This window comes from Actinomyces sp. HPA0247 (genome assembly GCA_000411415.1).
Taxonomy (GTDB): Bacteria; Actinomycetota; Actinomycetes; order Actinomycetales; family Actinomycetaceae; genus Pauljensenia.
Genome location: KE150450.1, coordinates 573,067 through 597,160, shown reverse-complemented (window position 1 = coordinate 597,160; position 24,094 = coordinate 573,067). Strand labels below are relative to the sequence as shown.

At 65.6% G+C, this 24,094-nt stretch carries 14 protein-coding genes and 3 tRNA genes; 7 read left to right on the top strand and 10 right to left on the bottom strand.

The window, feature by feature from the left end:
- Positions 1–186 (top strand): type I-E CRISPR-associated protein Cas6/Cse3/CasE, encoded by a 186-nt coding sequence (locus HMPREF1478_RS10225; RefSeq protein WP_083940058.1) that lies wholly within the window; start codon positions 1–3, stop codon positions 184–186.
- Between the two features lie 1,617 nt (positions 187–1,803).
- On the opposite strand, the gene HMPREF1478_RS10535 is transcribed toward HMPREF1478_RS10225, so the two are convergent.
- The gene (locus HMPREF1478_RS10535) at positions 1,804–1,959 is read right to left on the bottom strand and encodes a hypothetical protein (protein WP_016460501.1); all 156 of its coding nucleotides are present in this window, start codon (positions 1,957–1,959) and stop codon (positions 1,804–1,806) included.
- Between the two features lie 1,731 nt (positions 1,960–3,690).
- Between HMPREF1478_RS10535 and HMPREF1478_RS02470 the strand changes: the two genes are divergently transcribed.
- Positions 3,691–4,926 (top strand): IS256 family transposase, encoded by a 1,236-nt coding sequence (locus tag HMPREF1478_RS02470; RefSeq protein WP_016460499.1) that lies wholly within the window; start codon positions 3,691–3,693, stop codon positions 4,924–4,926.
- A 475-nt stretch (positions 4,927–5,401) separates the two neighbouring features.
- Complete coding sequence (locus HMPREF1478_RS10530) at positions 5,402–5,542, top strand: hypothetical protein (protein ID WP_156824702.1); 141 nt, start codon at positions 5,402–5,404, stop codon at positions 5,540–5,542.
- Positions 5,543–5,892: 350 nt separating this feature from the next.
- On the opposite strand, the gene HMPREF1478_RS02465 is transcribed toward HMPREF1478_RS10530, so the two are convergent.
- The 4 genes from HMPREF1478_RS02465 to HMPREF1478_RS02450 all read right to left on the bottom strand — a co-directional run bounded on the left by HMPREF1478_RS02465 (position 5,893) and on the right by HMPREF1478_RS02450 (position 8,400).
- Positions 5,893–7,311 carry an Ig-like domain-containing protein gene (locus HMPREF1478_RS02465; protein WP_016460498.1) on the bottom strand — a complete coding sequence of 473 codons (1,419 nt, stop codon included), beginning with the start codon at positions 7,309–7,311 and terminating at the stop codon, positions 5,893–5,895.
- Between the two features lie 787 nt (positions 7,312–8,098).
- Positions 8,099–8,174, bottom strand: a tRNA-Phe gene (locus HMPREF1478_RS02460).
- Between the two features lie 27 nt (positions 8,175–8,201).
- Positions 8,202–8,275 (bottom strand) — tRNA-Asp (locus HMPREF1478_RS02455).
- Positions 8,276–8,324: 49 nt separating this feature from the next.
- Positions 8,325–8,400: transfer RNA gene (locus tag HMPREF1478_RS02450), tRNA-Glu, on the bottom strand.
- A 163-nt stretch (positions 8,401–8,563) separates the two neighbouring features.
- Here HMPREF1478_RS02450 and HMPREF1478_RS02445 point away from each other — a divergent pair.
- The 4 genes from HMPREF1478_RS02445 to HMPREF1478_RS02430 all read left to right on the top strand — a co-directional run bounded on the left by HMPREF1478_RS02445 (position 8,564) and on the right by HMPREF1478_RS02430 (position 14,597).
- Positions 8,564–12,106 carry a mechanosensitive ion channel domain-containing protein gene (locus HMPREF1478_RS02445; RefSeq protein ID WP_016460497.1) on the top strand — a complete coding sequence of 1,181 codons (3,543 nt, stop codon included), beginning with the start codon at positions 8,564–8,566 and terminating at the stop codon, positions 12,104–12,106.
- A gap of 114 nt (positions 12,107–12,220) precedes the next feature.
- The gene (locus HMPREF1478_RS02440; protein ID WP_016460496.1) at positions 12,221–13,237 is read left to right on the top strand and encodes a DMT family transporter; all 1,017 of its coding nucleotides are present in this window, start codon (positions 12,221–12,223) and stop codon (positions 13,235–13,237) included.
- 81 nt (positions 13,238–13,318) lie between these two features.
- Positions 13,319–13,723, top strand: coding sequence for a peptide-methionine (R)-S-oxide reductase MsrB (gene msrB, locus HMPREF1478_RS02435; protein ID WP_016460495.1), 405 nt, complete (start codon positions 13,319–13,321; stop codon positions 13,721–13,723).
- 13 nt (positions 13,724–13,736) lie between these two features.
- Positions 13,737–14,597, top strand: a complete 861-nt coding sequence (locus tag HMPREF1478_RS02430) for an EamA family transporter (protein WP_016460494.1) — start codon at positions 13,737–13,739, stop codon at positions 14,595–14,597.
- A 22-nt stretch (positions 14,598–14,619) separates the two neighbouring features.
- On the opposite strand, the gene HMPREF1478_RS02425 is transcribed toward HMPREF1478_RS02430, so the two are convergent.
- From HMPREF1478_RS02425 to HMPREF1478_RS02405, 5 genes are all read right to left on the bottom strand, one after another.
- A complete protein-coding gene (locus tag HMPREF1478_RS02425; protein WP_016460493.1) occupies positions 14,620–15,864 on the bottom strand; it encodes a multidrug effflux MFS transporter in 1,245 nt (414 codons plus the stop codon).
- A gap of 144 nt (positions 15,865–16,008) precedes the next feature.
- Positions 16,009–18,081 (bottom strand): ADP-ribosylglycohydrolase family protein, encoded by a 2,073-nt coding sequence (locus HMPREF1478_RS02420; protein WP_016460492.1) that lies wholly within the window; start codon positions 18,079–18,081, stop codon positions 16,009–16,011.
- Between the two features lie 11 nt (positions 18,082–18,092).
- A complete protein-coding gene (locus HMPREF1478_RS02415) occupies positions 18,093–20,027 on the bottom strand; it encodes a carbohydrate kinase family protein (protein WP_016460491.1) in 1,935 nt (644 codons plus the stop codon).
- Positions 20,028–20,042: 15 nt separating this feature from the next.
- A complete protein-coding gene (locus HMPREF1478_RS02410) occupies positions 20,043–21,992 on the bottom strand; it encodes an ADP-ribosylglycohydrolase family protein (protein ID WP_016460490.1) in 1,950 nt (649 codons plus the stop codon).
- Between the two features lies 1 nt (position 21,993).
- Positions 21,994–24,072, bottom strand: coding sequence for a PfkB family carbohydrate kinase (locus HMPREF1478_RS02405; protein WP_016460489.1), 2,079 nt, complete (start codon positions 24,070–24,072; stop codon positions 21,994–21,996).
- Positions 24,073–24,094 lie beyond the last annotated feature (22 nt).

Genomic DNA, 24,094 nt, shown 5'->3' with positions numbered 1-24,094 from the left:
ATTAATGGTGTTGAACGCAGCATTGCGGAGTTTAAACGCGATGGGCACAGGGTAACGCTTGCAGTTGCAACTTTTGAGGGCGTGCTGGAGGTAACTGATCCAGTGGCGCTGCGTCATGCTCTCGTTAATGGAATTGGTAGGGGCAAGGCCTACGGCTGCGGTTTGATGACCTTGGCTCGGCCATGACTGCGCATGTGTTCCTTGTGGAGGAATGTAGAGTGTGATTGGCGCGAGTTGGGGTTGAATGAGGAGGAGATGTTGCCCCTGTGTATTCGGGGGGTTTCCAATTGGCGACATGAACCTCATCAATACACATCAGTTTTCCCCGCTCGGCGGGGATGAGCCGGCCCACGCCTCGTCCACCGTTACTAGGTGAAGTTTTTCCCCGCGTGAGCGGGGATGAGCCCTGTGTTCAGGGCCGCATAGCGCGGCTGTGCATGTTTTCCCTGCGCGAGCGGGGATGAGCCCCTGGTTACTGTGCCTGACTTGGAGCGCCCGTAGTTTTCCCCGTGTGAGCGGGGATGAACCCTACGCGGCCCAGCTCATCACGAGCAATATCTCGTTTTCCTCGCGTGAGTGGGGATGAGCCTGCGCCGTGGGCGTCGGCTGTCTGTTCCATGATGTTTTCCCCGTGTAAGCGGGGATGAGCCGGTTATCACTGGTAACTTGGCGGCGCGCGTGCAGTTTTCCTCGCGTGAGTGGGGATGAGCCCAAGACGCTGATTGTTGCGACTGCGCAGATTTAGTTTTCCCCGAGTCAGTGGGGTTGAGCCGAAGTACAGGTAGTTGGTGATCGCGTCGGCCTTGATTTCCCCCGCGTGAGCGGGGATGCGCCCCAGGGCCGCAGCGTGTCCAGGCACACGGAACAGTTTTCCCTGCGTGAGCGGGGATGAGCCCATTGCCGGGCCCACGCCCTCCGCGAGCGCCATGTTTTCCCCGCGTGAGCGGGGATGAGCCCGTCGGATTAATCGCGGCGGTGAGCGCGGTACCGTTTTCCCCGCGTGAGTGGGGATGAGCCGCTCGGCTACCTCTCGGAGGACGGCTTCGAGAAGTTTTCCCCGCGTGAGCGGGGATGAACCCGCGGACAAGCTCGGTGGACTGACGATTGAGACGTTTTCCCTGCGTGAGCGGGGATGAGCCCGTCACGGAGCGCTCCGCTTGCGGGTAGACGTCGTTTTCCCCGCGTGAGCGGGGATGAGCCCTCCGCGTAGCACCACGGGGTAACGACGTAGGCGGTTTTCCCTGCGTGAGTGGAGATGAGCCCACGTGGTACGGCTTCCAGCAGGTGCTTGATCCGTTTTCCCCGCGTGAGCGGGGATGAGCCCTCCACCGGCAGGGCAGCCCAGTGCTCAGTAAGGTTTTCCCCGCGTGAGCGGGGATGAGCCGGACCGAGCGCAGAAAATCAAGCTCCTGCACTGGTTTTCCCCGCGTGAGCGGGGATGAGCCGGGCCGCAAGACGGACTGGGCGGCGACGTGGCGGTTTTCCCCGCGTGAGCGGGGAAGAACGGTACTGGCCGACTGGTGGTCAGGATCATGACGTTTTCCCTGTGTGAGTGGGGATGAGCCCTCGCCTTGACCCCAGGGGGTGACGATGAAGATGTTATCCTCGCGTGAGCGGGGATGAGCCCATTCGAGCGGCTTCGCTCGTCGACAGCAGGTCGTTTTCCACGCATGAGCGGGGATGAACCCAGGGCGTTCAAGAACTCCTGCATGTCGCTACGGTTTTCCCTGTGTGAGCGGGGATGAGCCCGTGGCCTGCGTGGGCAGACCAAACAGAAGCGTGTTTTCCCTGCGTGAGCGGGGATCAGCCCGTCTTTTCGACGTCGCGGGCGATCTGCTTGATGTTTTCCCCGCGTGGGCGGGGATGAACCGCGCTGCGACGCAGCAGCCACGAGAAGCTGCTTGTTTTCCCCGTGTGAGCGGGGAAGAACGGTACCGGCCGACTGGTGGTCAGGATCATGATGTTTTCCCTGTGTGAGTGGGGATGAGCCCACGTGGTACGGCTTCCAGCAGATGCTTGATCCGTTTTCCCCGTGTGAGCGGGGATGAACCCTGTGTGCGGGTGTTTCCTTCACGGAATGAGTGGTTTTCCCCGCGTGGGAGGGGATGAGCCGCCAACGGGTGCGCCCGCCGCTCCTTCGCGCACGTTTTCCCCGTGTAAGCGGGGATGAGCCCCACCATGGTTGCCAGCTCCCAGCCTGGGAATCGTTTTCCCCGCGTGAGCGGGGATGAGCCGGTCTCGAAGTACGGGGCGGATCTGGTCTCGAAGTTTTCCCCGCGTGAGCGGGGATGAGCCGCCAACGGGTGCGCCCACCGCTCCTTCGCGCACGTTTTCCCCGCGTGAACGGGGATGAGCCGATTCCCAGCGGAGTCCAGTCCGCGGGGAGTTCGTTTTCCTCGCGTGAGCGGGGATGAGTCCCTCGCGAGCTTTGCGTTCGACGCTATCTGCCTGTTCCCCGCGTGAGCGGGGATGAGCCTGCTGATCGGCGCGGTCGGCGGGCGCTGACGCAGTTTTCCCCGCGTGAGTGGGGATGAGCCGCGCTGCGACGCAGCAGCCACGAGAAGCTGCTTGTTTTCCCCGTGTGAGTGGGGTTGAGCCGGTGACAGCCCAGTAATGCAGCTGCTCGAGCTAGTCTTCCCCGTGTGAGCGGGGATGAGTCCGAGTACCAGGAACAAGGCACCTTGCTTGGGGTGTTTTCCCCGCGTGAGCGGGGATGAGCCGGGCGACCCGACCGGTAAGGTCGCCGAAACCACGTTTTCCTCGCGTGAGCGGGGATGAGCCGGGAGTCCTCATGCTGACTATTTCAATCACGAAGTTTTCCCCGTGTGAGCGGGGATGAGCCCGCCCGCGTAGGGTAGGCGCTTTGACTCGAAATGTTTTCCCCGCATGAGTGGGGATGAGCCTGGGACCGAGCCGTTTAGGGACTGCATGGCCGTGTTTTCCCCGCGTGAGCGGGGATGAGCCCTGCAGCAGTCCGCCGGCTGCCTTCACGGCGTTGTTTTCCCCGCATGAGTGGGGATGAGCCGCCGAGGCTCAGCCAAGCCTCGTTGAATTCCTCGTTTTCCCTGCATGAGCGGGGATGAGCCGGACATCATGGATCCTGTAGCTATTCTGCTTCAGTTTTCCCTCGCGTGAGCGGGGATGAGCCCGTGGTGGGTGAAGGCACCTGTCCCTTCGCTCTGTTTTCCCTCGCGTGAGCGGGGATGAGCCCCGCTTGGTAATTTTGTGGCAGTCGTCCGTCCGGTTTTCGCCGCGTGAGCGGGGATGAGCCCATGACACGGGAGTCAACCCCCTACACAGTCACGTTATCCCCGCGTGGGCGGGGATGAGCCGTTGATGACGCGGGATTCGCCGCCGGTGTCGTCGTTTTCCCCGCGTGAGTGGGGATGAGCCGCACTGGCAGGACTCGTTTAATCAGATGTTGTTGTTTTCCCCGCGTGAGCGGGGATGAGCCCGCTCTGTTACCAGACGTCCTACAGTATCCTCTGTTCTCCCCGCGTGAGCGGGGATGATCCTTATATCGAAGGAGATTGTTGATTGAATCCTAGGTTTTCCCCATGAGAGTGGAGTAGTGTCCCGCATAGTGGTGTAACCGTGTGGTGGTCGGCCCGTTTGATATGGGTGCGGTCACCGTGTGATCCTTCGAGAAAGCTCTCTACTTCTGACTCGAAATGATTTGGAGGCACAACGATGACCGCTCCTCATATTATCGACCCTGCTGGCCTGCTTGGCGAGGCGTTATCCCAGGCGTCCCCGGATTTGATGCGTTCCCTGCTCCAGCACGTGATTAACGCGTTGTTATCAGCGGACGCTGACACCGTGTGCGGGGCCCAGTGGGGCCAACAAGACCCGCAGCGTCAGACCAGGCGCAATGGGTATCGCTACCGGCCCCTGGACACCAGGGTCGGCACCATTGACGTGGCGATCCCCAAGCTGCGCTCAGGAACCTACTTTCCAGAGTGGTTGTTGCAGCGCCGCAAACGCTCCGAAAGCGCCTTGATCACAGTGGTCGCTGACTGTTACTTAGCGGGAGTATCCACGCGCCGCATGGACAAGCTCGTCAAAACCCTGGGGATCACAGGACTGTCCAAGTCCCAGGTCTCACGCATGGCAGCCGACCTGGACGAACACGTGGACGAGTTCCGCCATCGCCCCCTCCACGACGCTGGGCCTTTCACGTTCGTCGCCGCTGACGCACTGACCATGAAAGTGCGCGAAGGAGGGCGCGTCGTCTCGTGCGCGGTCCTAGTTGCCACCGGAGTCAACAATGACGGACACCGCGAAGTACTGGGGGTGCGCGTATCCACCAGCGAGACCGGTCCAGCCTGGAATGAGTTCTTCGCTGACCTAGTCGCCCGAGGCCTGACCGGCGTGCGCCTGGTCACCAGCGACGCCCATCTGGGCCTAGTTGAGGCCATCGCCGCCAACCTGCCCGGAGCCGCCTGGCAACGATGCCGCACCCACTACGCCGCGAATCTCATGTCCGTCACCCCCAAAGCGCTATGGCCCGCCGTCAAAGCAATGCTGCACTCGGTGTACGACCAGCCCGACGCCGCCTCAGTCAACGCTCAATACGACCGGCTCTTGGACTACGTGAACGACAAGCTCCCCGCCGTGTGTGACCACCTCGATCAAGCCAGGGCAGACGTCCTCGCGTTCGCATCCTTCCCCACCGGGGTATGGACCCAGATCTGGTCCAACAACCCCAATGAGCGCCTCAACCGCGAAATCCGCCGACGCACCGACTCCGTGGGGATCTTCCCCAACCGCCAGGCCATCATCCGCCTGGTCGGAGCCGTCCTCGCCGAACAAAACGACGAATGGGCAGAAGGCCGACGCTACCTCAGCCTCGACATCCTCACCAAATCACGACTCACACCCCAACCCACCCAACAGGAGGAACCCACACTCCAACTCAGCGCATAACCCACCCCGAAGGACACAAAACGATTACACCACTCCACAGGACTTGACCGAGAGTGGGGATGAGTCCAACTAGGAATCGGCAAGCGAGTTGAGCATAAAAAAGCTCCTGAACGTAGTTAACGTAGTTCAGGAGTAGAGGTGGCGAGAGGAGATCTTGGTACATGGGGTCTTTACAGCCTGAAGCTGAAGGCAGTCCCGCACCCGAAGTCGCCGAAGCGGCTTCCTTTGAACGGCTGTTACCAGACGTCCGACGCATCCTCTCGCTAGGCCGATATTAGCCTTAAAGCCAAGTTTCGGTCAAGAAAGACATGTAAACAACGCTCTCCTGCTGACACTGGTTTGATCGAAGTTTTTTCCTGTGAGCAGGGATGAGGTGTTCTCGAAACAGTGATAAGGCGCGTACGAGGGTGGCAGCCAGTCCACCTGGGAGTGATCCCCGGGCAGGTGAGCCACCCTCGTCGTCGATACAGACCGCTTGAACGACGAAGGTGGCCGCGCGCTCATTGCTCTCGGCATCCTCGAGGCCGTCGAAGCCTGCATCCGCGTCTCCGAGATGGTCGAACGCCTCGACGGCACCTACATCCACGACGACGACTGGGACTCGGTCGAGCCCTGATGCGTTTCGGTCGTCCCGAGCGAGGGGTATGAGGGCGGTCGTGGCGTGCCCGGATGGACCGAGAGGGCCGCGCAAAAGTTCGTCGAAAACTGATCATCCAAACGCACCCGCGAGAACCCGAGGCCTGTTACGCTAGTCACTGTTTCTTCCGGGTGCTTTCTCCTGTTGAAACGTTCTGTGTAAACGGACGCGCCCACGCGACCGCTCGCCGCCGGTTTCTCTCACACTTTCCCGGCAATGACGAGCCCCGCGTGGGCGCGTTCGCACATGACTTCGCCCCGACCTCGTCGATATGTACGAGGCCGGGGCGTGGCGTGTCCGATGCGTGCCCTCACGCGGAGGGTGGGTGGTCAGGCCTGGCGTCGGCGAGCGGCCACCGCCAGCGCACCCAACAGGCCCAGCATGCCGGCGCCAGCGAGGATGCCCACCATGTCGGCACCCGTGCGAGCCAGCTGCTTCGGCGCGGGAGTCGAAGGAGTGGGAGTCGAAGGAGCGGGAGGCGTAGCCGGGGGTGTGGACGAGCTCGGCGTCGAGGGGGTCGACGGTGTCGGCGTGGCCGAAGGAGTGGGGGTGGTCGAAGGCGTAGGCGTCACCGACGGCGTAGGCGTGGAAGATGGCGTCGCAGTCGGAGACGGAGTCTCGGACGGGGTCGGGCTCAGAGACGGGGCGGGAGTCGTGGAAGGCGTCGGCTCCGGCGTCACCGAAGGAGTAGGTGTCGGTGTCATCGACGGCGTCGGCGTCGGATTCGCGTCGCCGTTCGCGTTCCCCGAGCCGTCCGAGTGAATGTCCACGCCTCCCGTGTACAGCTTCGCGTTGATGGTCGCGTTGTTGTGGAAAGTCGCGCCATTCCGCACGGTCGCCATGTTGTTGATCGTGGCCTCGTACTGCAGGACGTAGGTGCCGTTGTTCGTCAGGCGCGGGAACGAGGCGGTGAACCCGGTGCCGTCGGCGTTGGCCTCCATCGTGAAGGTGCCGTCGCCGATCCTCGTACCGGCCTTGAGGGCGGGCGCCTGATCGGCCGTGTACTCGGCGTTGTCGTTGTAGTAGAACAGCTTCTCCGACCCGGGCACCAGCGAATAACCGCCGGAGCTCATGTCGAAGGCGTCGACGATCTCGACCTCGCTCGCGCCCTCGGGCAGCTCGGAGCCCTTGATATCGATCTCCCAGATGATGGTCTTGGAGTCGCCCTCCTTGGGGATGCCCCACTTCTGGGTGTGGCGCAGGATGCGTTCGGACGAGGCTGCGATCGATCCGCCGGGCAGGTCCACGATCACCGCGGTGCCGTTCACCGGGAAGGAGATGGTCGACGAGGTCGTGGCGTGCACCGCCTTCGTGCGCACGGTGCCGTGGCCGATGATGCTGTGATGGTCCCTTGCGTACTCGCCGAAGGTGCAGGTCATGGACACGCCCTCACCCGCGGGAACGGAGCAGTCGACGACGGGGACCTTGTCGTCGTTGAGCATACTGAAGTTCAGCGTCGAGCTGCCCGAGTCCGAGATAATTTTGAGCTCGGGGGGAATCTGAATGGTGAACGTGTCGCCGGGCGCGACGTCCTTGCCGGTCGTGTCGATGTCGAAGGACATGGTCATGACGTGGATGCCGACGGTGGGCGCGGTGGTTTCCTTGTCCTCGCGCGCCAGCGAAATGTTGCTGACGACGCCGACGGAGGCGGCGTAGGAGGGGGCGATCGCGATGAACGCGGCCAGGAGGCCGGCGACGATCATTCCGACAATGAGAGGAAAGAAGCGCCCGATGCTGCGTGGGTGCACGTGAGTCTCCATTCGTTATGGATGGGGGGGACGAGGCCGTGTCTGCGGTCTCGGGGTGGCCTCCCATCCGCTTTGGTTTGCAAGTAATGCTGCTTCTTGGAAGGCTACGCCTGTTCGCAATAGTCCGTGCGTTTAATTGCGCCTGTTTGTCCATGTCGTGGCGACATTGTGTTAGTCGTCTGCCATTTCGATGGGTTTTAGACCGGCCGGTCATGCAACTCGCTGCCGGACATTCCGGTTATTCGGTAATTAATTGGTTGGCGTTACGCTATCTTGTCGCCCAGTTGTGTTAGTGGTGAAGCTCATACGAGGTGCTCCGCCCTGGGGTTCGCGCTCTCATGTTGTGTGATCTGAAAATGATCGCGCGGCGATGGTTGGGGGTTTTGCACTACACGAAGCCTTCTGGCGGCGTGTCGCCGGCGTGTCGGACCCCCGTGTAGTGCAATTCCCCCGTTTGGTGGCTGTGGGGTCGCGCCCTAGGGCTGCGGGGTCTCGGGTCTCCAGAAATTTCGCACGTAATTTCCTTGAGGGTGCTTCAAACTCTGAATAAAGATCATTGGAATTGCAACGGTTTTGGGTATACTCAAAAAATGACCGTTGGAAATTACGTGCGAAATTTGTCTGGCGGGGCGTGTTGGTCGCGCGCGTGTCCCTAGATGTGCGCGTTAACCCCTAGATATGCGTCTGGGCGGCGCTGCCTGCATGCACATCATCGGGTTAACCTGCGAGATGTCGGGCTCGACCTGGGCAAAACAAAAGCCCCGAAGCGCATGCTTCGGGGACTTGCTGGTGGCTCCGACCGGCGTCGATCCGGTGACCTTTCGATTTTCAGTCGAACGCTCTACCAACTGAGCTACAGAGCCAAGACCTGAACCAAAAGGTCTGGTCGGCGACCCCGACGGGACTTGAACCCGCGACCTCCGCCGTGACAGGGCGGCGCGCTAACCAACTGCGCTACGGGGCCTTACAACAGATAAGACCTATTGAATTGTTCCAGTCACGATAGCGACCGGTGGTACCCCCAACGGGATTCGAACCCGTGTCGCCGCCGTGAAAGGGCGGTGTCCTAGGCCGCTAGACGATGGGGGCCTGCTTGGCCGTCGAACTGGCGTCCGAAGACGGGAGATAGTTTAGGCAGAACGCGCGCGGCACGTCAAAACGAAATCAAGTGACAGCTGACACATTACTGGAAAACGTTGCAATTGTGCGGAATTCACAGGATTTCATCAGCTAGGCGACCTACCCTTGATGCATGACTATGACACCAGCACTCGGTGCCCTCGCCCAGGCCTCGGACGCCCTCACGCGGGCGATCGCCGACCCTCAATCCGGGGCGGAGGCCGCCGTCGCCACGACCATCGACTTCACCCTCCTGATTCTCGGCCCAATCGTCGGCGCCTTCGTGGGTGTCGTCATCTCGGTCGTCATGTCCGTGCTCCTGCGAAAGGCTTTCGCGAAGGCTGCCACGGCCTCGTCGATCCTGGCGCGCGTGCGCCGCCCGGGCCACTTCACCTTCGCGGCGTGGGGAGCATGGGCGGGGCTCGGCATCGCGCTGGTCAACCCGAATCTATCCGACTGGAACGGCACGTCGATCACGACGTTCCTCATGCACGTGCTCCTCATCGTTGCCCTCGCGTGCCTGACGTGGATGGCCTACGCCGCCGCCTGGGTGTTCGAGGACGCCGCCAAAGCCCGCCAGGATTCTGACCAGGGGCGTTCGCGCCGTTTCGAGACGCAGGCGCAAGTGCTGCGCCGCTTCACCCAAGGGATCGTCGTCGTCGTCGGCGTGGTCGCCATCATCGGCACGTTCGAGGTCGCCCGCCAGGCCATGACAACCGTCTTGGCCTCTGCCGGTGTCCTCTCGGTCATCGCCGGTCTCGCCGCCCAGCAGACCCTCGGTAACGTGTTCGCCGGCCTGCAGCTGGCCTTCACCGACGCGATCCGCGTGGGTGACGTCGTCGTCGCCGGTGACAAGCATGAGACGGGTTCCGTCGAGGAGATCACGCTTTCCTACGTGGTCGTGCGCATCTGGGATGAGCGCCGCCTCATCATTCCGTGCCGCTACTTCACGCAGACGCCCTTCGAGAACTGGACGCGTCGCGCCGCAGCCCAGCTCGGCACTGTTGAGCTCAAGCTCGACTGGTCCGCGCCCATGACCCTCATCCGCACCAAGGTTGAGCAGCTCCTGACCTCCACGGACCTGTGGGACGGGCGCACGTGGGGCGTGCAGATCACCGACTCGGACGAGTACACGGTGACCGTGCGCGTCCTGGTCTCCGCGAAGAACTCCGGGCACCTGTCCGACCTGCGCGCGTACCTGCGCGAGCAGCTCATCTCCTGGATCGTCACGGAAGAGCCGTGGGCGCGCCCCGCCCAGCGCATCGAGCCCCGCGAGACCGTGACCGTCGAAAAGGACATGAGCCGCGAACGCATCGCGCGCCTGGCCGCCGAGCTTGCGGGGATCTCCGGCACGAACGAGGCCGTGGCCGCCACGGGCGTGTCGAGCGCCCACCCCGTCGCAGGGGAGCGCACGGCCGCAGGTAGCGCGACGGGAGGTGCCGCGTCCGCCGCTGGCGCCATGCCTGCGGGCGTTTCGCCCAAGGATCCCGCCCACGCCGCGCGCATGGTTGCCGCCCGCCGTAAGGCCAAGCGCGCCCGTCGCCGCGCGATGGCGGACCGCCAGCGCGAACTCGCCGAGGGCGGACCCACCGCTTCGCGCGACGAAACCCAGGTGATCTCGAAGGCCGCGCTGCGCAAGATCATCGAGGCCGCCGGTAATGCGAACCCGCAGCTCACACAGACCCTCACCGCGACCTCCATCGGACGAGGAGAGCGCTTCTTCTCCGGATCCGCCGACGCCGATGAGCGCGCCGCTGCCCTCGAGGGACCCGGCGAAGAGGCCTACGCCGAGCGCGAGGCCGAGGCTCGTCGCGCCCAGGAACGCCGCGAAGGCTACAAGAACCGCAGCTCAGACACCCTGGATCCCGAGGCGACCCTCGCCTTGGCGGCCGTTGGCGTCGAGCCGGTCGTTCCCGAGAATGGAGAGGCTCAGCCGGGGCAGGACACCGCGGACGCTACCGGTGACGCTACCGGTTCCGGCGAGGCTCAGGGGGCTGTCGCGTCCCCAGGGTCCGCCGCGTCCGCCGCGTCTGTCGCATCCGTCGCGTCCGCTGCGAACAGTGCGACGCCCGGACAAATCACCGAGGCTAATGCCGCCGCTGAGAAGGCCGGTGTCCCCGCGCCCGCCGATTCCGAGGCTGGCGAGGCCTCTGGCGGATCCGATGCGCCTGCTGAATCCGATGTCACACCCGAGGCGCCTGCGGCTGACGAGGTACCCTCCGAGGAATCTGCGGCCGACGATGTCTCCGAGCAGAACGCAGGTGCCGATGGCGCGGGCGCGGCAGATGGCGTCGCCGACGCTGGAAAGGCCGACGCTGGCGCATCCGACGACTCCGGCGACTCGCGCGCCGCAGACGCCCAGGAGGACAGCGCCCCCGCCGAGGACGCCGCGCGTGAGGACGCGCCCGCCCCCGACACCCCCGAGGAAACGGGCGGCGAGGAGGAGGCCCAGGCCTCGTCGGACGGTGAAACGTCGCCGGACGAGCAGGAAACCACGCCGATCCCCGCGCGTGAAACATCCGTGAAACATCCCGTGCAGGTGCCCCCGCCCGTGCGCACCGGCCGACCCGTCATGACCGACACGGTCCAGGCGGTCGCGCCCGCGCTCGTGCCGCCGCCCGAGCCGACCCCCGCTGAGATGGCGGCGTCGCTCGCCGACGAGGAAACCCCCGACGAGCCGACCGTCCACCCCGGCTGGTACGCGGTCGCCGAAGAGGCGCGCCTCGACGCGGAAACCCGCCCCACGCCCACGGTGAAGCCCGCGCGCGTGTCCATCATGGACTTCTTCCCCGCCGTCGCCCCCACCGGCGCCGAGGCCGACGTCCTGCGCGCCGTCACCGGCCAGATCCCGGTCGTCGAACGCCTCGAGCAGGAGTCCGATGAGGGCGAGTCCGCCGCGACGGACGACGAGTCCGCGACCCCCGACGCCGAAGTGTCGGAGGACGAGGCCGTGGGTGAGGCCGCGGATGAATCCGCCGCCCCCGACGATCCCGCCGCCCAGGCGGAGGGTGAGGAGAGCGCGGAGGAGTCGGATGATGCGGAAAGCGCCGAGGAGTCGGACGCCGACGAGGCGGCCGATGACGTCGACGCGTCGACGGATGACACTGAGGCGGACGATGCTGAGACTTCCGACGCCCCTGAGTCTTCCGATGTCGAGGCAACCACCGTCATGGACCCCGTGGAGGCCGCCGAGGCCGGAGCCCTCGACTCCGACGCCACGCAGGTTCTGCCCGCCGTCGACGAGCCCGTGGACGAGACCCTCGTGATGCCGGTGGCGGCCATCGCCGAGCCGGCTTCCGAGGTCGAGCCCGCTTCGCAGACCGAGGACGCCGCAGCGGAAGAGGAAGCCCCGGCGAAGAAGGAGACCGCCAAGAAGACGGCCTCCACCAAGGCTGGTGCGAAGAAGGCTCCCGCGAAAAAGGCTGCCACGAAGAAGGCGGCGACCGCGAAAAAGGGCGCAAAAAAGTCCTCCACGACGGCCAAGAAAACCGTGAGCAGCGACGACGACGCGGCCGGTGAGGGAGGCGACGCGACCCCCGCCAAGGCCGCGAAGGCTCCCGCCAAGAAGGCTCCTGCGAAGAAGACTGCCGCCAAGAAGGGTGCCGCCAAGAAAGCAGCTCCCAAGAAGGCGGCCGCGAAGAAGGCCTCAGGCGCTGGGCCCGCCACCGATGAGTGATGGGGACAGGTGAACGGGCCACGGCCTCGTGACTGAGGCCAGCGCGAGGAAAACGGACCGCCCGCGCCCACGCACATATGTGCACGGGCGCGGGCGGTCCGCGACAATAGAGGCATGACCGCTCCCGATCCCGCCGCCCCCGGCGAGACGCACGACCCGCAGGTCACGCACGATCCACATGTCATGCCTGGCCAGCAGGCTGTGCCCGAGCCGCAGGATTCTCCTGGAGGGCGCGTCGGCGGCGCCGTCCATGCAGCCCTCGCCGCCGGTGTTGTTCTCCCTGCCATAGGCATCACTCTGGCCGGAACGATCCTGGGCGTCGCGGCTCCCGACACCATCGCGTGGATGATCCTGGTCCCCGCGGCGATCGTCCTCATCGTGCGCAACAGGCCCTGGCGCCAGCACTTTGGCCTGCGTGGGCTCGGCATCGGCGTCCTCTTCGGGGTCTTGTATTTTCTGTACGGTAGTCGCATGTTCACGGCGCTCAGCCATCTATCGGTTGGTACCGCCGTGGCGATTTCGATGACCGTCGGTCTGTCGATCGGCGTCATCCACGGGCAGGGGAAACGTCGTTTCCTTAGCCTCGCTCTTGCCCTTGCGGGGCACGTCGCGTTTGCATACCAGGCGTCCCCGAGCACCCTCGATGGCAAGGCGATGCAGGTAGGCATGATGGCGAGCCTATGGGCTGGTGTTCTCCTGCTCATCATGACGGTGATGAAGGGTGTCGCGTCGCATCTCGGCTACGACCGCGGAGCGGTCTCCGGGGTTGGCTTCATCATCGCTGCGCTGGGATTCGGTCTGCGGGACGCCGCCATTCATGGGATTCCCGCCATGAATGGACGCTTTCTCGCGGTCATCATCGCTGTCAGCTGCTTGATATTTGTCAGTCCCACCGTGCTGCGCCGCGTTGGCGCTCAACCGGCAGATGCGCGAACTGAAGCTCGATACAACGTTTTCTTTCCCGCGGTCGCGATGGTTGCCGGCGTCGTCCTGCTCGGACAGGTTCCGAGCCTCCTCGATCTCGTCGGTCTCGCGCTCATTACCGGCGCGCTCTGGATCATGTCGGGCGTGACGATCGTTCCGCGGCGCCTCTTCGGCAAACGTGGGTCCGGAGCGGTGATCGCGGACTGAGCCCCCGCCTCGTCGATCGAGGCGCGTGAGGAAAGCGGCCGCACGCGTGCGAGGGCGCGGGCCGCGCGGGACAATAGAAGCATGAACGCTACTGATCCCGCTGCCCGCACCGACGCCGAGTGGAAGAAGCTCCTGAGCCCCATGCGCTACCACGTGCTGCGCGAGGCCGGCACCGAGCGCCCCTTCACGGGCGAGCTCCTCGACGAGGCGCGCGTCGGCACCTACTCGTGCGCGGCCTGCGGATCCGCTCTCTTCGACTCCGACGCGAAATTCGACTCCTCCTGCGGGTGGCCCTCCTTCTTCCAGGCCCACGACGGCGCGACCGTCGAGAGCGTCGACACCAGCCACGGCATGATCCGCACCGAAGTGCGCTGCGCGACGTGCGGCTCCCACCTCGGCCACGTCTTCCCCGACGCGCCCGACCAGCCCACCGGCATGCGCTACTGCATGAACTCGGCGGCCCTCACCTTCGCGCCCGCGAAGTGAACGCGCGCACTCAGTGAACGCACCCGCCCAGCGCCCCGTCACCGACCGCATCCCACCCCAGCTCTACATCGTCGGCTCCGGCCTCATCCAGTACGTGGGCGCGGCGCTCGCGGTCATCGCCTTCGCGTCCGTCGAACCCGCCTCCGTCGCCTGGTGGCGCGTCCTGACCGGCGCGGTCGTCCTCCTCGCGTGGAAGCGCCCGTGGCGCGGCGGCCTCACGCGCTCTGACCTGGCGATTTCCGCGCTCTTCGGCATCATCATCCTGACAATGAACTCCTCGTTCTACGAGTCCATCGCGCGCATTCCCCTGGGGACTGCCGTGTCCATCGAGTTCATCGGCCCGGTCGCCGTCGCCGTTCTCCGAGGCCGTGGCTGGCGTCCGCGCATCGCCGCAGTCCTCGCGTTCGCGGGGGTGGCGTGCATCGGCGGGCTCGCCCTCGACCTGAGCGTGCCGAGCGTGCGCGTCGGCGTCGCCTGGATCCTCCTCGCGGCCCTTGCCTGGTCGGCCTACATCGTCGTTGGGCAGAAGGCCTCGACCACGCGCGATGGGGTGACGAACCTGGCGCTCGGCTGCGCGTGGGGCACCCTGTTTTTCGCGCCTTTCCTCGGTCCGGGTGCGATGGCGGCCACGGCCTCGTGGAAGCTGATCGCCATCGTCATCGGCGTGGGCCTGCTGTCCACCGCGATTCCCTACACCTTCGAGGCGCTCGCGATGCGGCGCCTGGCGGCGTCGACCTTCGCGCTGTTCGCCGCGATCCTGCCGGCCACGTCGGCGCTGGTTGGAGCCGTCATGCTGCGCCAGATCCCCGGCGTCTTCGAGCTGATCGGCCTAGTCCTGGTGTCGGTCGCGGTGTGGCTAGCCTCGCGCGACTAAGGGCCCTGCGAGGTACCGCCCCTCAGTCGAGGCTGAGGTGGCGCTGTGTGTGCTTGCCGCCGCGGGCGATCACCCAGAACGCGAACCACGCGCCGACGGAGCCGACGATCATGACGAGCACCATCGGTACGGCGCTGTCGCCGCCCGAGGTCGCCAGGGGAGCGGCGATGCCGTTCGCGATCGACTGGAACACGCCCATGACGGACGAGGCTGTGCCTGCGTGCTCGCGCGCCTCGCTCATGGCCTGCGCGCCCGAGTTGCCGAAAATGAACGCGTTCGCCGTCATGACCAGCGCGAAGCCCACACACGTGAGAATCAGCGGCAGGTCGAGGAGGAATGTCGAGATTGCCAGCGTCACCACACCGGTTGCGGTGATCGTGAGGCCCGTGATGATGAGCGTGCGCGGCGTGAAGTGCGAGATCAGGCGCACGTTGACCAGCGCGAAACCGGTCGACAGCAGCGCGTTAAACGCGAACACCCACGCGAAAGCCATGGGGGACAGGCCCAGCGGGCCCTGCAGCACGTACGTGGCGTTCGAAATGTAGCCGAACATGCAGAAGCTCGAGAAGGCGTTGGTCAGCATGAAGCCCACGAACGGGCGGACGCGCACGACCTGGACGAGGCCGGAGAAGAACCGCGGAATACCGCCGGGGTGGCGGCGATCCTCGGGCAGGGACTCAGGCACGACGAACCACGCGAGGGCCGCCATGAGCAGCGTGAAGGCGGCGAGCGCCCAGAAGACGACCCTCCACGTCGCGTGCGTGATGATGAACGCGCCGAGGACCGGGGCGAGCATCGGAGCGAAGCCGACGATCGCCTGGAGGAGACTCATCGCGCGAGCCAGCGTCTTGCCGTGCGCGACGTCGACGAGGATCGCGCGGCCCACCGAGGAGGCGACGCCGCCGCCAAGGCCCTGGAAGACTCGACCCACGAGGAGCACCCAGATGTTGGGCGTGAACACGCAGATCATGGAGCCGACGAGGGCGATGATGCCGCCCGCGATGATCGGGCGGCGGCGCCCGATCTGGTCCGAGATTGCGCCGCCCAGGACCTGGCCGGTCGCGTAGCCCACGAAGAAGGTCGTGAGCGTGAACCCGAGCATTGTCGAGTTCGTCGCCAGGTCCGCGGTGATCTGCGGGAACGCGGCCGAGTACATGTCGGTCGCCATCGGGGGCACGGCGTTCTGCACGGCCAGCGTGATCAGCAGGGCAACCGTGAGTGCCCCGCCGATGATGCCGCCGCGGTCCTGGGTGTCGTTTGTCGTCATGGGGTCATTGTGTACCCTCGGAGGCGCAAAATAGACTACTCGGTTGAATATTTGACGCATCTCGCACGTCTGAGTCTCTCGACCTGCGCAGATGTGGCGCCGCTGAGGTCGTTCAGTTGGCGGTCAACTGGGTTTGAGCGGCGCTCACTCCCCGTCTGCCTGTGCCTTCAGCGCATCCGCCGCGGCCTCGATCTCCTCGCGCGTCGGGCACGTCGCCCTGCCGGGCGTGGCCGTGGCGAGGGCGCGTGCGCACACCGCGAGCTGGATCGCCCGTTCGATGGGCAGGCCCCTGGCGAGGGACGCCGCGAAGACACCGGAAAATACGTGTCTGGCCTCGAGTGGGTCCTCGGCCCCGAAGGGCGGTGCCGGGCAGTGCGTCACCGTCGGCCAACTCAAGTCCTCTCCGCCGTAGTTAGGCCTGGAGAAGTGGGCCCCCTCCGGCCCCGAGGGAACGAGAGCGTGGCAATCGAAGAGCCTGGTGGCCTCGAAAGCTGCGCCGCGGAACGTACGGCTGCCATCGAACGCGGTGCGGTCGCAGGTCATGCGAGTGCCTATCCCCGCGACCTCATCCTGGCCAATAACGAAGATGGTGTTGTCGAAGGGAATGCCGGAGGGCATCTCCCCTCGGTAGGACGTGTCGAGGACGAGGCGCACATGCTCGGGCAAGCGCAGGAGCGCCTCGCGAGCGGCATCATCGTTTCCCAGGTCCCCATAGTCGTATCCGTACGCGCCCGCAAACTCGCCGTCGTAGTAGAGCACGTCGGCCGGGCCCATCGTCTGGGTGAACTCAGCCCACGCACGGGTTGGCACCGCGCACTTGTCTATCATCGCCCTGACGACGAGGCGTTGCCCCGCGTCGTCGGTGATCGTCACTCGGTAGCCGTTGTCTATTCCCGGGATGCGCGGCCCCGCGTTGATGATGCCCTCTCGTCGCAGGATTTCCTCGATGAGCGAGGCGTGGGGGCCTTCGCCGATCGGGCCGAGGGAGACGGCCTCGAGCCCCATGCGTCGAGCAGCGCGCAGGACCTCGATGCCTCCGATTAGCTCCATTCCCTCGTCGGCGGCCCACACATCCCCACCCGGCTCGGGGAAGGAAGACACATGTAGCGACTGGTTGAGCACGAGCTGGCCCATGTAGGCGACGCGCCCCACGGGAGCCTCTCCGCGCGCGGAACCGAGCGGAGTCGGAGGCGACACCTGCGTGAACAGTGTCCGTCGTGTCATTCGGGTGGAGCTGGGATCCTCGAACGGGGAAGGCGCGTTGGGCGACTCCCAGGCCGCCGTGGCACCCTCGTCGGACGCATCATCGTCGCGGGCTGCGTCATCCACGGGCGCGGGGCGGCGCGCGACGAGGCGCTCAGCGAGCGATGTCAGGTCGAGGTCGTTGACCTCCTCGACCTGCATCCACGAGCCGCGCCGCAATTCGTGATGCCCCTTCGCCTCGCCGCAGAGAGCGCCGACGATTGCGCTCATGAGGCTGGTGTCGCCTCCTATCCGCGTGATCCCGTAGCGCGAGAGCCAGTGCGCGAGGTACGTGCTCAGTCCGAAACACAGCGGGACCATGCGCGTGGGTTCCGGGGAGGAGCCGAATTGCTCGGTCAGGATCTGCGTGGGCGTCGTTGCCACCTGCATGGCGATGTTCATCGCCCGGCGGGTTGCCGCCACGACGTCTGGCTCCGGACTCCAGGTGCCGCGCGGTTTCAGGGACTCCACGAGGTGGAGGGCCTCCCACAGGCGGTTGTACCTCGTCGATAGCCTCTCCTGAGTCCCGTCCACCTGGAGGGAGACGCCCGCGGCGAGCAGAGCCGTCGCCTGGAACTCCTGCCGGGTGAGGCATTCCCCTCCGCACGCCTCCCATACAGCCTGCCCGAAGGCCTCGGGATCGGCCGTCGAGGTTGCGATGCCAACGGGAATGGCACGCACAAGCTGACGCCATCCCATCGGTGCAGTGTCCGCGCGCTCCCGGATGGTCGCCCCCGCCTCGTCACCGAGAAGAGTCGAGGCCGCCGCCAGGATCTCGCGCGTCACCTCCGTGATCGTTCCCTCGGGAACGCCGGGCTTGGTGGGGTGGACGACGTCACGATCCCACCATGTCGGCGGCGGGCCGTAGGTGCTCTCGATCTCGTCGGGGGCCATGCCGCGGGTGGGCAACCCGGCCGCGTCACCGATCGCGCAGGCCAACAGCACCGCGTGGGCACGCTCAGAGCGTGTGTCCATGTTGCATTCTCCTATTCCGCAGCCGCATCCGCGGCGAGTGCGTCCGTCGCGGCCTCGATGTCCTCGCGCGTCGGGCACGAGGCCGGACCTGGCATGGTCGAGGCCAGGGCGCCCGCGCAATTCGCCAGAAGGATGCACCGCTCGAGGGTTTGCCCCTGTGCGAGGGCGGCCGCCAACACGCCATAGCGTGCGTGCTGGGACCCCAATCGATCCGTCGGTTCGACGGTCGGCGCTGGGAACCGGGTGACGTACGAAACTTCTGAGGTCTTGGCGCGCAGTGGGCGCGCGAGGTAGGACTCGTCTGTCTCTGTGTCGATGAGTGTGTAGCGGCCAAACATGTGTTCGACGAAACCGGCGGCGCGCTCCGGGTCCTGGCTGGCATCAAAAGCTGAACGATCGCGCACGATAGGCTCGCACAGACCCTGCACTCCCCACTGATGCAACACCATGATCACGTTGTCTTTGGGAAGACGTGCAGGCCCGGCCTCACGCCTCGACGCGTCCAGGACGACGCGCACGTGCTCCGGCAGGTGAACGAGTGCGTTCTCAGCAGCGGAGAGAACCTCCCGAGAACGCCTCACTGCGCCGTCGACGAACAGGACGTCGGAGGGTCCCAGCGTGCGGATCGCCTCGTCCCATGCGTGCTTGGGAACATTCTCGATGAATGAGAGCTTCGAGCGCTGGAAGTCTCCGATAACGTTCGACTCGTATCCGTTATCGCACCCCCTCACACGCGGACCCGCGTCGATGATCCCCTCCCGAGCCAGTGCCTCGGCGATGATCGATGCGCGCGGCCCCTCACCGATCGGGCTGAGGCTCACGACCTCGACGCCCATGGCTCGGGCGGCTCGCATGGCCGTCAAACAAATGTCAATCTGGACGCCCTCACGGGTAGCCCACTCGTCCCCGCTGGGCAGAGGTTCGTCCGCGGACTGTCGGTCGTACCTGAGCGTTAGCTCGTTCATGAAGACGACGCGACCTGCGGGCGCATTGCCCCTGGCCGGGCCGAGCGGTGTCGGCTTGCTCTCCGGCTCGAAGGGTGCAGCTCGAGTGAGAACGGTCGACCCGGGGGCTTCGAAGGAAGACCAGCCGCCGTTCGAAGAGCCTGAAGCCGAGCGTCCGACGGCTCGCCGTAGCCAGCTCTCGGGGGTGGGAGGACGCAGCTCAAGCAGCTGCCCGGTGACCCCGAGTAGATCGAGTTGAGAGTATCGCTCCACCCATTCCATCAAGCGGTGAGAGAAGTAACGACCGGGTGGAGAGAAATTGAACAGCAGCTCCGAAATGATGCGCAGCAGCCTCGGCTCCCCGCACAACTTGCCCAACTTGGTGGTGGATAGTGAACCGTAGCGATCACCGGGGACGAGGAAGGCCAGCGGAATAAGGAGAGACGACGGCGCATGGTCGGAAAGTTTGCGAGTCAACGGGTTGATGGGCACGTAACTGTCGACCCGCACAGAGTTCGCCTGGAAGTTCAACGCTAGCCGCGTCGCCGTCAGGACATCGGGACCGTCCTCTGGCTCACCGCGCGGTGTCATATCGGAGACGATCTGGACAGCCTCAACGAGGTGAATGTCGCGAGATTCGATGGATAAGGACACCGCCGTCGCGAGAAGCGCAGCCGCCTGAAATTCGTTCCGAGTCGTACATCCGCACGCCGCCCACACGGTGTCTGCGAGGGCCTCGGGGTCAAGCGTCGACATCGCAATACCGATGGGTACCGCGCACAAGAGGCGATCAAGCGCGCTCGCGACGGGGGCGTGCCACTCGCCTGAACGAATAGCGTGGGCGCCACCCGGGCCTCGCGTCAGCTGCGTGGCGACGGCCATGGCCTGCCTCGTCACCTCCGATACCGTTTTCGTCGGCGCTTCCGGGGTAACAGGGTTGGCCATATCCGCGCGGACGAGGGCTGCCATTGCCGCGAAGGCGCGGGGGAGTCGTGGATCCATTCTCGTTTCTCCTTGTCAGGCCTGATTGCGGGCCACAAGCTTGTCGGCCGCAGCCTCGAGCGAATCGCGGGTGGGCAGCGAGGTTGGCGTGGTGAGTGCGGCCGCGCAATTCGCTAGCAGGATGCCCCGCTTGACCGGTATGCCGAGCGCGAGGCAGGCCGCCAACGTTGCGGAATGAATGCCCGAGGTCTCCAGGTTCTGGTTCTTGGCGAGCGGGGGTGCCGGGGATTGAACGACGCGAGGTCGGATGAAGCGGGCTTCGTCGAGGGTGGGGCGGGCGTAGTACACCTGGCCATCGTCTGCGCGCAGCACGACATAGCGCATCGTCAGCATGGTGAGGGCCGCTGCCTGATCCCGGGGCTCGTCGTTTTCCTCGTAGAAGGGGAACGGAGGATAGTCGTCGTTGAAATGCCGGAAAAAGCCGCTGAAGCCGGGCCGTTGGGAAGCGCGCAGTGACACGATGACATTGTCGAGGGGAAGGTCCTCGAGGAAACCCTTGTGAGAGGATGCGTCGAAGACGACGCGCGCGTGATCGGGCAGGCCTGCCACAGCCTTGCGCAGGGCCCGCGTCATCGGTTGTTGGGCGAGCAGCGCGCCATCGATGCACAGGACATCGGCGGGGCCCATCGATTGGATGGCTTCCGCCCATACCCGTGTGGCGTCTTTGGGTAGTGGGCTCTTCGTTGCAACGGTCAGCCGCCAGCCGTTGTCGCCTGTAAAGATCAGTCGGTAGCCGTTGTCAGCCCCCGAGAATCGGGGACCGGCATCGATGATGCCCTCGCGAGCTAAGGCCTGCGAAATGGCCTCGGCATTGGGCCCTTCTCCGATTGGGCAGAGCGAGATGACCTCGGCTCCCATGCGTTGCGCCGCGACCAGTGCGCGGAACATACCGCCCGTGGACTGGCCCAGTTCTTCGGCCCACACGTGCTCGCCGAAACTTGGGTACGTCTTGGAGTGCATGGCCTGGTCGTGGAGCAGCTCGCCGAGAACAAGCACGCGCCCGGTCTGAGGTCTGCCTCGGCGTGCGCCGAGCGGAGTGGGCGGGGTGGCAGGCTCAAAGTAGCGTTGACGCGTGTGCAGGCTCGATGAGCTGTCCTCGAACGAGGCTGGGGCTGAGGGGGCGACCGGCGGCGCGGATGCGCCCGGGGCGAGAGTGTCGCGGGGGTAAGGCGCGCGTGTGGCGAGCAGATTGTGTGCGCGATCCGCCAGGTTCAGCGGGCACGCGTCCTCAACCCGGGACAACCCGTAGGAGCGCAGGAAGCTCGCGCCTCGAACCGCTCCGACCAGCGCGCCGACGATGGACAGGATCGTGTGCGCCTGGGCGCCGAGACGCAGGGGAGAGGATAGGAGGCGGTGATCCTGATAGCGTGCGGCCAGGGAAAAAGCTGCCGGCACGATCTGGGCGGGAGAACTTCCGAACCCGATCTGCTCGCTGAGCCGCTCGAGAGAGAAGCCGATGTAGTCGTTGACGTCGCTTGCGATGTTCAACGCCCTCCGGGTCGCGGCCAGCACGTCCGGCTCAGGGCTCCACTCGCCGTGAGGCTCCGCCAACGACACGACGTCGACGGCTCGCACGAGAGCGTCCTCCACGCGGAAGTTCGGACTGTCTAGGCCGATCGACACTGCGGCGGCAACCAGCGCCGTCGCCTGGAAGTCCTGGCGCGTGGGCTCCCGTTTCTGGCTGTTGTCCCACACGGCGTCCGCGAAGGCTTGGGGACTGCTTATCGAGGTGGTGATGCCGAGCTGGACGGCTCCGAGCATCAGGCCATACAAGTGATCAATGGGTGTCGTGAAGCAGGGGAACGTCGGCTGTTTCGTGGACTCGGTGGCCGCCATCAGAGAGAGAATGCTCTCGCTGAGGGGCACCGACTGACTGCCCTTATCGACCGTCGCGTCCACCTCAAGTGCCTGACCGTAGAAAAGGCCGACCATCGCCCCGTGGGCACGATCAAAGCGCGGATCCATGTCAGTTTCCCGACTCGCTCAGCGCGTCCGCCGCGGCCTCGATGTCCTCGCGCGTCGGGCACGAGGCCGGACCGGGTACGGTCGAGGCCAGGGCACCCGCACAGTTGGCGAGGACAAGGCCTCGCTCAAGTGGGATACCAAGGGCAAGTGATGCCGCCAGGACGCCGCTGTGGGCGTCGCCGGCCCCGTTCGTGTCGACAGCATCGACGGTCGGGGTCGGGATCTGCGCGGCTGATGTTTCGCTATCGGGGCTGCCAGAGCGAGCAAATAACGCGCCGGATGCTCCGAGGCGAATCAACGTGTCGTGCCCCAGTGTCTGTGCGAGGCGGCAACTGAGAGAGCCAAAAGGCAGGTAGCCGTCAAGTCGCGACTGCTTGGCGATTGTCCTCGCCTCGACGCTGTTCATCGAGATGATCGCGTGGTGCGTGGGCAAGCTCTCCGGGATCCCGATGACGGGAGAGACATCCAGGAGCACGCGCACACCCTCGGGCAAGACGCGTAACGCAGCCTCCGCGGCCTCGCGGTTCGCGGGGTGGTCCATGAGGTATCCGTCGATGTACAGCACGTCACCCGGGCTCATCGTCCGCACGAAGTCCGCCCACGCGGTCTCGGGTGTCATCGTCTCAGCGCCCTTCGTAGAGATGAAGGTGCGTTCGGCGTCGTGACCAATCATGGCGACGCAGAATCCGTTGTCCACGCCATCCACGCGTGGTCCGGCATCGACGATTCCCTCGCGCGCGAGGGCAGCCTCGATCATCGAGGCGTGGGGGCCGGTGCCGATCGGGCTGAGGGAGATGGCCTCGGCTCCCATCCGGCGCGCCGCCACGAGCGCGTTGAAGCCACCGCCCACGTGCGTGCCCCCGTCACGCGCCCATTCGGAGCCGCCGCCGTGAATCGGACGCGCCCCCTGAAGGACACGGTCCACGAGGATCTGCCCCATGAGGACGACTCGGCCCGCCCCGGGATCGGGGGACGAGGCCGGGGTGGGTGCCTCGGGAGAAGCGGCCTCGCTCGTACCCTCAGTCTCGGAGGACGTGGGCGCGCTCGCGGCAGGCTCGTGAGCCGCACGCAGCTCCAACAGCTCGAGGGCGACGGACGGCAGGTCCAGGTGGGAGGCGAGTTCGACCTGGGCGAGGCCGCGGCCGACAAAGACCTCGAAGCCGAGGGCGGCGCCCAGGATTGCGCCCGCGATTGCGCCGATCGTGTCGGTATCGCCGCCGATGTTGGCAGCGTCCAGCAGCGCCTGCGGCGAAGGATCACGCGCGAGCAACGCAAATGCCATGGGAATCGCCTGCGCCGAGGCCACGGACGTGCCCACCTGCTCGATCAGGCACTCCAGGGAGGACGAGGCGGGGTTGGCGACCAGCTGCATGGCCCTGCGCGTCGCCGCGACGACGTCCGGGTCGGGGGTCCATGCGCCGCGCTCGGGCAGGGAATCGACGTAGGTGAGGGCCTTCCACAGCAGGCTTCTCAGGTCTAAGGAAGGCGAGCGCGGCGCGTCGATCCCCATGGACACTGCCGCGGCCACGAGCGCCGCCGACTGGAAGCCCTGTCGCGTCGCGTGCGTGACCTGGCAGGACGACCAGACGGCGTCCGCGAAAGCCTGCGGATCGGCCGTTGGCATCGCGATGCCGATCGGGGTGACGCGCATCGCCGCGCCGTTCGTAGTGCCAGCCCCGCCCACCGTCAGCGGGTCTTCGCCCGCGCGCACGCGCTCGAGGGCCGCCTTCGTGGAGGGCCCCAGCAGGTCGAGCGATCCGCGCTCGATCATCGAATCCTCCCAGGCCAGCAGCGCGTGGGCGAACTCGCCCGCGTCCAGGGCCACGCGACCCGAGGACGTGCCCCGGCCTCGTACCAGGAGGGATGCAATCAGCAGCGCCTGCTCCGTGTCATCCGTGACCGACCCGGCCGGCATCCCCGGCGCGTAAGGCTGCGAGGCATCACCGTCGACGAGGCCAGTGATCGTCCCGTACACCGCGCGGATCTGCTCCGGGGACATCGCCTGCGTCGGCATGCCCAGTGCGTCTCCGAGCGCCAGGCCAGCCAGGGCGCCGTACGCGCGAGAAAAACGAGGATCCATGCTGCACCTCCAGCGCGGGCGC

Excerpts from the sequence above, each read along its gene's own strand:
- HMPREF1478_RS02415 (WP_016460491.1), bottom strand. The coding sequence starts at position 20,027 with ATGGATCCACGACTCCCCCGCGCCTTCGCGGCAATGGCAGCCCTCGTC.
- HMPREF1478_RS02445 (WP_016460497.1), top strand. The coding sequence starts at position 8,564 with ATGACTATGACACCAGCACTCGGTGCCCTCGCCCAGGCCTCGGACGCC.
- HMPREF1478_RS10535 (WP_016460501.1), bottom strand. The coding sequence starts at position 1,959 with ATGATCCTGACCACCAGTCGGCCGGTACCGTTCTTCCCCGCTCACACG.
- HMPREF1478_RS02425 (WP_016460493.1), bottom strand. The coding sequence starts at position 15,864 with ATGACGACAAACGACACCCAGGACCGCGGCGGCATCATCGGCGGGGCA.
- HMPREF1478_RS02405 (WP_016460489.1), bottom strand. The coding sequence starts at position 24,072 with ATGGATCCTCGTTTTTCTCGCGCGTACGGCGCCCTGGCTGGCCTGGCG.
- msrB (WP_016460495.1), top strand. The coding sequence starts at position 13,319 with ATGAACGCTACTGATCCCGCTGCCCGCACCGACGCCGAGTGGAAGAAG.
- HMPREF1478_RS02440 (WP_016460496.1), top strand. The coding sequence starts at position 12,221 with ATGACCGCTCCCGATCCCGCCGCCCCCGGCGAGACGCACGACCCGCAG.
- HMPREF1478_RS02420 (WP_016460492.1), bottom strand. The coding sequence starts at position 18,081 with ATGGACACACGCTCTGAGCGTGCCCACGCGGTGCTGTTGGCCTGCGCG.
- HMPREF1478_RS02410 (WP_016460490.1), bottom strand. The coding sequence starts at position 21,992 with ATGGATCCGCGCTTTGATCGTGCCCACGGGGCGATGGTCGGCCTTTTC.
- HMPREF1478_RS02470 (WP_016460499.1), top strand. The coding sequence starts at position 3,691 with ATGACCGCTCCTCATATTATCGACCCTGCTGGCCTGCTTGGCGAGGCG.